The sequence below is a fragment of the Vibrio sp. Of14-4 genome, from assembly GCF_022347625.1.
GTDB lineage: Bacteria > Pseudomonadota > Gammaproteobacteria > Enterobacterales > Vibrionaceae > Vibrio > Vibrio pristinus.
Window position 1 is genome coordinate 1 of sequence record NZ_JAKRGI010000028.1, and the last position, 13,467, is coordinate 13,467.

General features: G+C 42.1%; 9 protein-coding genes and 1 pseudogene. 4 read left to right on the forward strand and 6 right to left on the reverse strand.

What is annotated here, in order from left to right; genetic code table 11:
* Positions 1-180: 180 nt before the first annotated feature.
* Positions 181-330 (forward strand): annotated as a pseudogene (locus MHN79_RS19190) (tyrosine-type recombinase/integrase); the annotation flags it as partial.
* A gap of 175 nt (positions 331-505) precedes the next feature.
* On the opposite strand, the gene MHN79_RS19195 reads toward MHN79_RS19190, so the two are convergent.
* Positions 506-2,914, reverse strand: a complete 2,409-nt coding sequence (locus MHN79_RS19195) for a hypothetical protein (protein ID WP_239174386.1) — start codon at positions 2,912-2,914, stop codon at positions 506-508.
* A gap of 557 nt (positions 2,915-3,471) precedes the next feature.
* Between MHN79_RS19195 and MHN79_RS19200 the strand changes: the two genes are divergently transcribed.
* On the forward strand, positions 3,472-3,663 hold the full coding sequence (locus tag MHN79_RS19200) for a hypothetical protein (protein ID WP_160930742.1): 192 nt from the start codon (positions 3,472-3,474) through the stop codon (positions 3,661-3,663).
* Positions 3,664-3,754: 91 nt separating this feature from the next.
* Here MHN79_RS19200 and MHN79_RS19205 read toward each other — a convergent pair whose 3' ends face one another.
* The 3 genes from MHN79_RS19205 to MHN79_RS19215 all read right to left on the reverse strand — a co-directional run bounded on the left by MHN79_RS19205 (position 3,755) and on the right by MHN79_RS19215 (position 7,609).
* Positions 3,755-4,543, reverse strand: coding sequence for a PhzF family phenazine biosynthesis protein (locus MHN79_RS19205; RefSeq protein ID WP_239174388.1), 789 nt, complete (start codon positions 4,541-4,543; stop codon positions 3,755-3,757).
* Positions 4,544-4,728: 185 nt separating this feature from the next.
* A complete protein-coding gene (lldD, locus tag MHN79_RS19210; RefSeq protein WP_239174390.1) occupies positions 4,729-5,865 on the reverse strand; it encodes an FMN-dependent L-lactate dehydrogenase LldD in 1,137 nt (378 codons plus the stop codon).
* A 52-nt stretch (positions 5,866-5,917) separates the two neighbouring features.
* Positions 5,918-7,609, reverse strand: a complete 1,692-nt coding sequence (locus MHN79_RS19215; RefSeq protein WP_239174392.1) for an L-lactate permease — start codon at positions 7,607-7,609, stop codon at positions 5,918-5,920.
* 157 nt (positions 7,610-7,766) lie between these two features.
* Between MHN79_RS19215 and MHN79_RS19220 the strand changes: the two genes are divergently transcribed.
* Complete coding sequence (locus tag MHN79_RS19220) at positions 7,767-8,669, forward strand: LysR family transcriptional regulator (RefSeq protein WP_239174394.1); 903 nt, start codon at positions 7,767-7,769, stop codon at positions 8,667-8,669.
* A gap of 54 nt (positions 8,670-8,723) precedes the next feature.
* Here the strand turns inward: MHN79_RS19220 and MHN79_RS19225 are convergent, their stop codons facing one another.
* Together MHN79_RS19225 and MHN79_RS19230 are read right to left on the reverse strand one after the other, a co-directional pair.
* Positions 8,724-10,349 carry an ABC transporter ATP-binding protein gene (locus MHN79_RS19225; protein ID WP_239174396.1) on the reverse strand — a complete coding sequence of 542 codons (1,626 nt, stop codon included), beginning with the start codon at positions 10,347-10,349 and terminating at the stop codon, positions 8,724-8,726.
* A gap of 24 nt (positions 10,350-10,373) precedes the next feature.
* Positions 10,374-10,859, reverse strand: a complete 486-nt coding sequence (locus tag MHN79_RS19230) for a hypothetical protein (protein WP_114786319.1) — start codon at positions 10,857-10,859, stop codon at positions 10,374-10,376.
* 211 nt (positions 10,860-11,070) lie between these two features.
* Here MHN79_RS19230 and MHN79_RS19235 point away from each other — a divergent pair, with 211 nt between their 5' ends.
* A complete protein-coding gene (locus MHN79_RS19235; RefSeq protein ID WP_239174398.1) occupies positions 11,071-13,431 on the forward strand; it encodes an ATP-binding protein in 2,361 nt (786 codons plus the stop codon).
* Positions 13,432-13,467 lie beyond the last annotated feature (36 nt).

Consider the following 13,467-nt stretch of genomic DNA (forward strand, 5'->3'; position numbering starts at 1 on the left):
TCATCACAACTATCCACATAAACAATAACTTACTAAATATTCTATCGACAAAACGAGACTAAGCACTCAACAAAACAAGCCATTTTTCATACTCAAACCGGATTCAAACCTAATAAACTGTGCGGATACACAGCAAGGGAGAGTGGAGATGGCAAGTAAATTTTTTGAACAAAATGTTTTGGTCAAGATATCCGGACAGTTCAAGAATTGCTAGGCCACTCAGATGTGGCGACGACACAAATCTATACACATGTAATTGGTGAGCACTTTGCTGGTACTGTAAGCCCACTAAATAAAATTTCAGTAGAAAACCACGAGGCAAACCGATAGTTCTTGTAATCAACCCAAGTTCACCTCAGCGGAGAAGAGCCGAAAAACTAAGTCGTATTTGGAATCGAGAGTTGAACAGCGAAAATAGTCTAAATTATTTCGGGGCAAAAACATCTTACCATAACAAAACCGCCAGCTTTTGCGTGGCGGTTTAATGTTAATTATTACTTAATGATTATAACTCATCTTCTATCGTGGAAAGTCGTGAATTTCTGGTTGGGAAAGCGGTAATTACATAACCGTCACTACCCACTACAATGGCGACATTGGTAAACAGATAATGATAACGACCATACACAAAAGTGACGGCTGCATAGTCTCTGCGTTGGCCGCCTTCACCCGTTCTGGTTGTAATTCTGGGGTTACCGTCAACACTGGTTAAGGCTGCCATAATCATGCGTGCTAACATCTCTCGGTTGTGAAAGCCATGCTGCATGAAGTCTCTTTGGTGACCACCATCTCTGTTGGTCCATATGTGCTCTAACCCGAAGCCAAACCTTCCGCTACGACCATTATTGGCTTCAGACAAAACCACAAATCTGCGATTATTACCCGGAGCGGCCCCATCATAGGCAATTGCCCAAGTGTTATTGGCTACTTCATTGTAAGTCATACGTGAGCTTACACCACTATTGGTAAATGCTCTTACCATGGTATGGAAGTTTGCGGAATTTCTGGTGTAATAGTCTCCACCAGTTTGCAAAAGGGGAGGCAAGCTAACGACAGTGTCTGTCGGTCTTCTGTTTGCTCTCCTGCGTATGTTTTGCACACATTGGAATCCATCGTCGTCTTTGACTTCTGGATCGTTGTTGGCACAAGAGCCGGTCAGAACATTTTCATTACGCTTTTTGCCTTTTTTATTCCTTCGTGAAACGAGTTTATCGGGTTTCACATTTGACGCATTGGCAACTAACATAGCGCTATTTAGCAGGTCTATAGCCGCTTCAGGGTTGTGATTGATAAAGTCGTTGAGGTGCTGATTGCCAGTGTCAACTGATAGTGCAGGGCCTGCTCCTTGCGCTGCAAGATTAAGATGCTCTTGGACATCATTAATGACAGCGCCTAACTGATCATGGGTAAGATCCCCCATAAGGTTTATTGCTTCACTTTGTTCTACGGTGCATGTTCCTTCATCGGCATCCGTGTTTACATTGTCATCACAAGCTAATACATTCATTGCCGTGTTAAACGCATCGGGATTATCGCTGTGTGGCTGAGTCTCTATCACTTCATAAACAACATTATTGTTATTGCTAGTAGGTTGAGGTTCATCAACGATAAGAGGAGGAACATTGGCGATCGGTTGATGGTTTTGTACACCACAGATGCTAGGCTGTCCTAATAATCTAGCGAATGCCCAAGCCCCCAGGCTTTGTAGGGACTGTATGAAATCCTCCACACACCTCTTTTGACGTCGATGCGCTGTGGGTAGCTCCAAGGGTATCGACGTCTGCTGAGCTAAAACGAGGTTTTCTACATCGTTGGCGTACCTGTCTTCTCGCGCAGGATCAGAAGCCGCACTAATATGTTTTCCACTAAAAAACTGGTCCTCAACTGCTTTTGAACTTGTGCTGTATAGAAGGTGATAAGAAGACCACTGATTTTGCGAGTAATCATCAGTTCTAAAGTGGATAGGGCTACTGAGAAGAGAGTTACCAACAACGGTCACACCAGTTTCTGGAAAATAGTCAGCATCATTGAGCTCTAAAGAGACATTGGTTTTTTCAATCAGCTGTTTTTGAGCTTTATCCGAAAAAATATTTAAGGTTGCAAGGACATACCCGTCTTCAATACTTTCTTCAAGGTTGAGCTTAAATTTCCAGTATTTCATCAGAGGATTACCTGAGCCAGGCGTAAAAAGATAAGAATCTAGAAGAGGTGGAGTAGGGCCCAGTGCTCGGTCTCCTGTACCGTTGTATCGCATTTGAAGAAGATTGCCGTTGATTTTTCCAGTAAGGCCTACGTAACCAAAATGCCCGTCTCGGTCTTTGGAGACTTGTAAATCTGGCGTTGACTCCTCACCTACGGCTCTGATCATAAAGCTTGCGCTATTATCCACATCGACTTTGACTAGCATTCTAATGCGGCTAATCAGGTTATCACCATACTTTGTTTCTGATACTTGATCTGTCGTTGCTGTATGTAATACGCCGTCTCTCAGCTCTTGATCAATAGCTAACTCATTGTAAATGATCTTTTGATATTTGGTTTCACTACTTGTATCAACAGCGTAAAAATTTCCTTTCTGCTTGGTACATAGGCTTTGTCCTGTTGGTATGTTAGGATCATTGTCTTCGATAGTCGCAAGATATTCAAAAGCATTATGTACAACATTAAGGCTGTTATCATGAGTGATAGAGAGTGTTTTTCCGTTATCGAGAAAATACCGTCCCCACATATCGATTTTGCTTTGGTCGTAGAGCGCTGCTGATAGCTTTCTTGCTTCTTCTGGCTTGAGAATACGATAACCACTCTCACATTGTTCACCTTGTACTTCCACATGGTTAGGAGTGATATTTATGACAGCAATTGAACTGGTTGAATAGAGTGCAGATAGGCAGAGTATTATTTTATTTTTATTCATAGAAACTGGCCTCGTGTTAGGTTTGAATAAAACATTAACAATATATTTCAAATAGACTGCAATATTAATTAAAATTAAATTGTTGTTTATTTGAAATATGACATTACGCCCAAATTATTTAAATAAATCAAAATTGTTGGTTATTATTCTATTGTTGTCATATGGTTTGATTTATTTAATTTATTGAGTTTTCAATCTATGATAGCTTGTTGATTTTACATCCATTTTAGGTAATTTGAAGAAAAGTTTTATAATAGTTTCAAGTTATATAAATTATTTTTATCTTACTTTTGTAAGACCTAATTTAAAGGCTTGGAATTACTGAAAATTTCCTATATTTATAGTTTTATTTTATTACAATAGGCCTAGATGGAGTTAACTCGTTACAGAACGGCATAATTAATATGTTATCTACTTTGACTTTGGTTGTTGTAAAGTTTGATTATTCGACGAATAGGTCCTTTCTCGCTCTCAACCATATGCAACATAACCACACTAATAAAATATCTATTTAACGGCTAAACTTAGGTAATGCTCAATGTGGTTTGGAGGTGCGTATGAATGTTCTTATCCAATTTGATGCATCAGGTGAGTACAAGGATGGCACTTGGAAACAACCTATCTCTTTTTGCAAAGGGGAAGTCCACTCTGTAAGTCCATTATCTGCGATAGTGCTTATAGAGCAGCGCAAGGCTCATATTTATCACCGGGCTGATGATGAATCTTTTGAAAGCTTGGATGATAGCTAGCGACAATATGATTTTGGTGATGCTGTTGATAAAACCAGAGAGTGTGCCACGTCTCTGGTTTTTCCCATGCTCTGTGAGTGAAGGTGTGTTTTTAAATGTAAATCTTACTTTTTGAGTACAGTATGGCATGGCCCGATACAATAACATTGTCATCATCAACGTGGCAGTAGACGGTTCCCCCGCGCTTTGAAGCTTGGTAACCTTCTAAGTTATTTTTGTTTAGTTGAGATGCCCAATAAGGGGCAAGTGAAGAATGAGCTGAGCCAGTAACTGGGTCCTCGCAGTCACCAACATCAAGCCAAAAGTAGCGTGATACAAAGTCGTGATCCTGACCTTTCGCTGTAACGATAAGCTCAAAAGGAGCAAGTTTCTCCAAGTACTCTCGGCGCACTTTTACCTGTTTTACCTGCTCTTCATTATCAAAAACGGCAAAATAAGCTTGGGGCGCTTTGAGTACTTTTGTCGGGCGAATAGACAGTGATTCAAATACCTCGCCTGGGCATTCAGATTCAATTGGCAACCTATTAGGAAACGTCATTAGAATCCGTCCAGAGAGATCTTTCTCTACATTTAAGGTGCTGACATTAAGGGTATCAAATGAAATTTTCCCCTCTACATCATAGAACTGGTAAAGGCAGAAAGCAGCGGCGAGGGTTGCGTGGCCGCAGAAGTCGACTTCAGAGCTTGGTGAAAACCAACGGATAGCATACTGGTTAGCTCCGGTTGGTTTGATAAATGCGGTTTCAGATAGATTATTCTCAGAAGCAATACTTTGCATGATGTCGTCACACAGCCATTCGCATACAGGAACGACTGCTGCGGCATTGCCTTTAAAGCGTTGAGTGGTGAATGCATCGCAGACGAACATTTCGAGTTCCATACCAAATTCCTTGTGTCTTGTCAGTTTGTCACAAGCATCATATGTACCCTAGATAAGTTTGTAATGGATTACATCTTACTTCTGTGATCACCTTTGCCCAAAGTAGTACTTTGGTTACATTGTGATTATCGAGAGAAAGGCTGAGAGTCACCGTCTCAACCTAAGTTGTCTGTATTGGCTGGGTGCTAGATGTGCATTAATGAGTCGTGATTTAGCTGACTGATGTCGTTTGCGCCAGTTAAGGTCATAGCAACCCTCATTTCTTTCTCATAAAGGTCGAGCAGATTCTCAACACCTGCTTTGCCATGAGCGGCGAGCGCATAAATATAAGAGCGCCCTAACATTGCACAATCGGCACCCAAGGCGAGCATTCTAACTACATCAAGTCCAGAGCGTATCCCCGAATCGACGAATATTTTTAAATCTCCTTTGACGGCATCGGCAATGTAAGGCAGTGCTTTAGCAGATGATAGAACGCCATCAAGCTGGCGCCCACCATGGTTGGAGACAACAATACCATCAGCACCAAAACTAACCGCATCTTTTGCATCTTGTTGGTCTAAAATACCTTTTATGATCATAGGACCATCCCAGAAGTCTCTAATCCACTCTAGATCTTTCCAACAAATAGAGGGGTCAAAGTTTTCTCCTAGCCATCCGATATAGTCTTCAAGTTTTGTGGGCTTTCCGCGGTAGGTAGAGATATTCCCAAGATCATGAGGCTTCCCGAATACGCCGACGTTAAACGCCCAGTCAGGGTGACGCATTGCTTGAAAAGCTCGTCGCATCGCTGCATTTGGTCCACTCATACCAGAATGTAAATCGCGATAGCGCGCTCCTGGAACTGGCATATCGACAGTAAAGACCAGTGTGCTCACCCCAGCTTCTTTGGCGCGTTCAAGAACATTTCGCATAAAACCACGATCTTTTAGTACATAGAGCTGAAACCACATGGGCCTTTTAAGCTTTGGAGCCACTTCTTCAATAGGGCATACTGAAACCGTTGACATGGTAAAAGGAATACCTTTTTGCTCTGCTGCCAATGCCGCTTGAACTTCACCGCGTTTAGAATACATACCAGTTAAGCCAACAGGAGATAGGGCGATAGGTAGAGCAAAGCTTTCTCCAAACACTTTTGTGGTGATATCAATATCAGACATGTTTTTTAGCACTCTCTGCTTGAGTGCTATCGACGATAAGTCCTCACAATTGCGCCTTAATGTATGTTCGTTGTATGAACCACCATCTATGTAATGAAACAAAAACGGTGGCAACTTGGCTTGTGCTGCTTTGCGATAGTCAGAGGTAGATGAAATGATCATTAGTAGCATTCCTAAGGTTAAGTATCAGGTAAAATATCTGGTGAATTTAGCGTTACATCATGAGTGCGTCCGTCATACCCAATCCATATATTGCGATGAGACCAATGATGCCAGTGACAATGACATAATAGAGTGTGGGCAGAATAGTCTTACGAAGTGTGGCGCCTTCTCGCCCCAGTAAACCTACAGTTGCAGAGGCAGCAACAACATTATGGATCGCTATCATGTTGCCAGCCGCAGCCCCGACAGCTTGCAAAGCGACGACGATAACGCTTGATATGGATAAGGTTCTCGCAACTTCAAACTGAAACTGACCAAACATCATATTAGAAACGGTATTTGAGCCGGCGATGAAAGCACCTAGAGCACCAATAGAAGCACTCAGTACAGGAAAAGCTTCACCGACTAAGCTCGCAGTAAAGTTAGCCGTTGTAATGGGCATGCTAGCTAAGTCTGCGCCATTGATACCTGAGTTAACAAAAATTCTTACCATGGGTATTGTGAACATTAAGACAAAGCCAGCACCGACTAATGCTTGGCTTGATTCGCCACAAGCTTTGACCAGCGGCTTAATGCTACGAGATTGTATTAGTACCGCGACAAAGGCGACAAAAACTAAAATCCCACCGGGCAAATAGAGAGGCTGAATTGCCGCGTTAATATCAGCGTAATTAAATATATTTTCAAAGGACAAGTTGATGCCCATCAGCACAGACTTTACATCGCCACTAACACGACTTAATACTAAAGCGAGAGCGAGCAAGACATACGGAAACCAAGCTAGCCACATGCTCATTGGTTTACTCTGCGTTGTATTAAGCTCGATTTTTAACGAACCTAACCACTCTTTTGGCCACTTAGACTCGTGCTCAAAGTCCCATGTAGTTTGAGGAACTAAAAAACCTCTTTTGGCGGCAAAAACGACAACGGATAACCCGGTTAATCCACCAATGAGTGAAGGGAACTCTGGTCCGAGAAAGACACCAGTTAGAGCGTAGGGCAAAGTAAAAGACAGACCAGCAAATAGGGCGAAAGGAATAATATCTAGACCTTCAGTCCAGCTCTTATTTTTACCAAAAAACCGCGTGAGCATGACTGCCATCAGCACTGGGATGAGTATACCCACACAGGCGTGAATGATAGATACACTTGCGGTTATCTGTTGAAGGTAGGCCTCCCAGTTCGAGCCATTACTTACCAATGTCTGGCCTATATTGTGGCTATCTAGGCCTTTGTTGATGCCTACTATTATCGGGGTGCCTACAGCACCAAACGAAACTGGGGTTGATTGGATCATCATACCCATTAATACAGCGGCTAACGCGGGAAAGCCAATCGCTACGAGAAGAGGAGCAGCAATCGCGGCTGGTGTCCCAAACCCTGAAGCTCCTTCGATAAAGCAGCCAAAGCACCAGGCAATAATGATGGCTTGCACTCGTCGATCTGGAGAAATGTTCGTGAACCCGTAGCGAATAGTAGATATCGCCCCTGTATGTTTGAGAGTATTGAGCAGAAATATTGCGCCAAAAACAATCCAAAGCACTGAAATTGTGATGATAACCCCCTGGATTGCAGATGCGAAAATTCGGGAAGTAGACATATCCCAAACAAAAAATGCAATGACGACCGTGAGGGCGAAAGCGATTGGCATGGCTCGTTTTGCAGGCCAGTTTAGACCTACTAATAGGAAAGCTGCCACAGCTATCGGTGAAAAGGCCACCAAGGCCAGTATTGTTTCATTCATTAGTACATCCTCGTACAAACAGGCCCTGGGACTCCCTTGAATCACCTAGGTTCTTTTATTGTGATTTTTGTGTAAATTATTAGTGAAATTAATGCTTTATTTTCTATGGATACAGAGAAATAATGAAAAAAATAGATTCCAAAAATTGCATAATGATATGAAAGCAGATGATCTTATTCTTTTCTCTCAGGTGGCAGACTTAGGAAGTTTTAGTAAGGTTGCTGAAGTAAATAGCCTTACAAATTCAGTAGTTAGCAAGAGAATTGCACGGTTAGAGCAAGACGTAGGTACTCAGCTTCTCTATCGAACCACTCGAAAATTAACGCTAACAGAAGCTGGTAAGGCACTGAATAATAGTGCGAAAAATGTGAAGCAAGCAGCTCAAGAGGCACTAGATTCAGTATCTGGTTTTGGAGAAAGTATTAGTGGAAGGATCAAAATGTCTGTCCCATGTATCTCTGGCGATTTAGTATTAGCGGATGCAGTGGCTGAATTTTGTACTTGGTATCCTGAGTTAAACATAGATATGTCGCTAGATAATCGTTTTGTTGATTTGGTCGATGGTGGCTATGACTTGGTGATTCGAACTGGGTACTTAGAGGATTCGAGTTTGATTGCACGCCATATTCTTGATTCACAGTGGCTGGTGTGTGCGTCACCCTCGTATCTTTCCCGCAATGGCAGACCCCTCCAGCCTCAAGATCTTACAGGGCACAATTGTTTACAATATGCCTATCAGACAACTGGCGCTTCGGACTGGGAATTTAAAGGCTTTTCGGGAAATTATATCGTCAAAGTATCGGGTAATTTTTCCACAGATAACGCAATAGCTCTGCGAAAAGCAGCGATTGGCGGGCACGGTATCGCTTATGTCCCACGATGTTTAGTTTACCATGATCTTGGAAATGGTCAGTTGATTGATATTTTCCCAGACTTAGTGGGAAAACGGTTAGGCATTTATGCTGTTTATCCCTTTACTCGCCAGCCTACAAAAAAGGTAAAGATGCTCATCGAGCATATTCGTACCCGCTATCTTGAAATCAAACATTACTTTAAATAACGAAAGTACTAAAAGCCGATGCAAAATAGCATCGGCACTATAGCCATTGTGGTATTAGGCTGCTTCTACATCCTCTTCGTCTAAATCAAACGAAGCATCAATGAGCTTTTGGGTGTACGCATTTTGTGGAGAGTGGAAGATCTCATCAGCGGTTCCTTGCTCCATCACTTCTCCTTTTTGCATGACTAAAACACGATCAGATAATGCTTTTACCACGCTTAGATCATGGCTGATGAATAGAAAACCAATGTTGTGTTTTTTCTGGATATCTTTGAGTAAGTCAATAACGGTGAGCTGGACAGACCTGTCTAGCGCGGAAGTCGGCTCGTCTAACAAAATAAATGAAGGCTCTAAGATTAGTGCTCTCGCTATGGCGATACGCTGTCGTTGACCCCCAGAAAACTCATGTGGGTAGCGGTTAATGGAATGAGGATCTAACCGAACTTCTTCAAGAGCCTGACGCGCCCGCTGCATGCGCTGCGAATGACTGAGTTGAGGTTGGTGTACTGTTAAACCTTCAGTAATGATATCACCTACTGTCATACGAGGGGACAATGAACCATAGGGATCTTGAAAGACCATCTGGACGTCTTTTTTGAGGGCAAACCTTTCTTTATGAGAGAGTTCTGCCAAATTGTTGCCTTTGAAGGCAATATTACCCGTAGAAGGTAGAAGCCCGATAAGCGCTCGACCAAGAGTTGATTTTCCTGATCCTGATTCACCTACGATACCAAGTGTTTCCCCTTGTTTTAGCTCTAGAGATATACCTTTAACCGCCTCGAAGTATTGATTATAACTCGGAATAAAATGACTTTTAATGAGAAACTTAACTCGGATATCTTCAGCTTTAAGCAGTGGAGGGGCGCTTGGATCAATAGGATCTTTATTGCCTTTAGGCACTGAATTAATCAGCATCTCGGTATATTCATGCTGTGGGTTGGCAAACAGCTCACTGCACTTACCTTCTTCCACAACATCACCTTTACACATGACAATGACCCTGTCTGCCAAATGTTTTACTACGCCAAGGTCATGGGTAATAAATAATATAGCCATGCCCATCTTCGCTTGGATCTCTTTGATTAGATTAAGTACTTCGGCTTGAACTGTGACATCAAGTGCTGTGGTTGGTTCGTCAGCGATTAGAATATCTGGTTCATTGATAAGAGCCATGGCGATCATTATTCGTTGCAGCTGGCCACCGGAAAACTCATGAGGATATTTACTGTATGCTTGTTGTGGGTTGGGTAAGTGAACCAGATTAAATAGCTCCAATACTTTTTGTTTTGCTTGAGAGCGCGAGACAGGGCGATGGCACATAATGGCCTCGGCAACTTGAATGCCGACTCGCATAAAGGGGTTAAGTGATGTCATGGGTTCTTGAAAAATCATACCAATACGGTCGCCACGTATGGTTTGCATTGCTTTTTCTGGTAATGTTAATAATTGTTGGTCTTCAAACAAAATTTGCGACTTTTTATCGACAATCCCATTTTTAGGCAGTAGTTGCATTACAGCATTGGTTGAAACGGACTTTCCGCTTCCAGACTCACCGACAATTGCGAGAGTTTCTCCTTGGAATAACTCGAAATTGACATTCTTAACTGCATCAACAATACCATCATTGGTTGTAAAACTGACGGAGAGGTTTTTTACCTCGAGAATCGGTGTCTGTGACATTTAAATTCCTTTTTAATTCATCTCTTAATGAAAGCTTTCCAAATCATTTCCATAGCTTTTTAAGCTTGAAAAATGATGGTGAGCTTTTTGGACATGCTCAAACTCTAGCATCCACTGCGCATTTCTTTGAGCACTGCAAAATGCTCCCATATGGGACAAAAGATCATTACAACTTTTGTCTAATATTGAATGAGTTGCTTCAATCAGTTCTGTGGGCTCGATAGATATAAACTGAAGCAATCCGTAACTTTGGTTGAGTAAGTCAAATGCACTTTGGTACTGACCCATTTTGTTCAATATTTCTGACTGTGAGATTGCTGAATCTCTCAAACTTCTGAGTAAGCAACCAAATTGACAGGGTTTGGTCTGTTCGTCTTTGACAGCGTTATGAATATGACTGGGCAGGTGGGTAAGAACCTGATCATATAAATTATGGGCTTCCGGCCAATGGCCTTGCTCCAACAATTGCTCTGCTTTTAAATAATTAGTCCAGCACTGTTGTAAGTCCATATTCGATTCACTCCACCAAAGTTATAATAGATACTATTTAAATGTAATTCATTACCCATTGCAAATAATTATCATTTAGTTGTGTGCGGCAACTTGTTGGTTGATATTTGACCACTTGAACTCTGATCGTACCTAAGTCACTAAAATATAAATAAAACTGGCCTACACTTGGAACTTATAGAGCGAAAATATAACGATAAGGAAAATAGAGATGGCAATTCAAAGGCTTGAATCAAGTCAGCTGTATCACGCTGCGCAGCTAGAAATGCTGCCATGCAAGTCGACGAAAGAGCTGGCTCCTATTGATGAAATTGTTGGCCAAGAACGCGCGCAGAAAGCGGTAGAGTTTGCGATGTCCATTAAAGAAAAGGGCTACAACATCTATGCTATTGGCCAAAACGGCTTGGGCAAGCGTACCATGATTTTGCGCTATTTAAACCGCCACCAACATGATGTAAAAGCGCTATACGATTGGTGCTATGTTGCTAACTTTGAAGATACTCGAACGCCTAAAGTACTTGCATTACCGAGAGGTATTGGTAGCCAACTTAAGCAAGACATTGAGAAGCTAATGTCTAAGCTAGTCAATGCCATGCCTTTAGCTTTCGATAATGAGCTCTATTACAGTCGTGCTGACAAACTAAAAAATCAGTTGGCTCAAAAACAAGAAGCTGAATTAGCTGCCATCACTAAAGATGCGAAAGCCAAGGGAATTAGCTTAACCATAACCACCCAAGGTGACTATCAATTCGTTGCTATGGATGGGGATGAAATGCATACCGAAGAGTCATTTGAGGAGCTAACAAAAAAGGAACAAGAATATTTTGGATCTACCATCGATGAACTTGAAATTAAGTTGCGGGATATGGTTCGCCAGCTTACAGAGTGGGAAGAAGCCTACAGTGAGAAAATCAAAAAACTTAATGATGATGTGACTCTTGATGTTATTACCCACTTTATAAAGCAGTTGAAGAAAGACTACTCAGGTTATCCGACAATTAAAACCTATTTAACTGAATTACAGCAGGATATTGTTGATAATGCCGATATTTTTCTTGAGCAGAGTGGCGAGCAGGCAGAAGTAGCAACCGCATCGTTAGATAAAAAACTTCCCAGACGCTACAAGGTTAACGTTCTTGTAAGCCGTAAAACAGATGACTTTCCGATTGTTGTAGAAGAAAATCCGAATTATCACAGTTTATTTGGTTATATCGAGACGGCGACGTTTAAAGGAACGGTATTTACGGACTTTTCACTGATCCGCCCAGGTAGCTTACATAAAGCGAACGGCGGTGTGTTGATGATGGATGCACAGAAAGTGTTGGAGCAGCCTTATGTTTGGGATGGGCTAAAACGAGCGCTGAGAGCGAGAAAACTTAGTTTTACGTCACTTGAAAAAGAAGTCACCTTAACCGGCACAGTGTCACTTGATCCCGAAGCTATACCGCTTGATGTGAAAATAATTTTATTTGGTGATTATCGTACTTATCAACTTCTGCAACACTATGATCCAGAGTTTAGCGAGTTATTCCGTGTGACGGCCGACTTTGAAGATGAAATGGTTCGCAGTCCAGAATCTGAGTTGCAATATGCTCGCTTTATCTCAAGTGTGGTTAACGATAACAATATGCTGCATTGTGATAAAAAGGCGATTGCGCGAATTATTGAACATAGTTGCCGATTATCTGGGGATCAGACTAAGTTATCATTACACTCAGCCAATATCGCTAACCTTCTTAGAGAGTCAAATTATGTCGCTCGCCAAGCAAACTCGAATATGATTCGAGCGAGTCATGTTGAGGAAGCACTGGCAAATCAGGAGCTTAGAGTCAGCCGCTTAAAAGACAGTGTGATGGAAGGTTTTATCAATGGAACCACGCTACTTCAGACACACGGCCATTCAGTAGGACAAGTCAACGCACTTTCGGTGTTAAGCACCAGTGAATATATGTTTGGAGCGCCTAACCGAATCACTGCGACGACATGCTATGGAGACGGTGAGGTAATAGATATCGAACGCAGCGTCGACTTGGGAGGAAGCATCCACTCAAAAGGGGTTATGATACTGACAGCTTACCTCTCTTCGGTGTTTGGTAAAACCGCAAAAGTACCGCTTAAAACCACTATTACTTTCGAGCAGTCGTACGGTGGTGTGGATGGCGATAGTGCGAGTATGGCTGAATTTTGTGCAGTAGTATCTGCGTTCTCACGCCAACCTAATTGCCAGAGCATTGCTATTACAGGTTCTATGAATCAGTTTGGCCAAGCTCAGCCGATTGGAGGGGTGAATGAGAAAATAGAAGGCTTTTATGATGTTTGTGGGATTAAAGGTCGCAATGATAATCAGGGGGTTATTATTCCTAGGGCGAATATGCATAATCTGATGCTAAGGCCAGATGTTGTTAAAGCTGTCGAACGTGGTGATTTTCATATATGGGCGATTGATCACGTAACAGAAGCCATTGAACTCTTCATGGGCAGGCCAGCTGGAGAACCTAGTGATGAAGGTAGCTACCCAATCGATACTATATTTGGTATTGCTCAAGCGAAATTAAACGCTTTAAGAAAATAGCTAGGTTAGCTTGTGGTGGGCCTTCGGTAAGAAAGC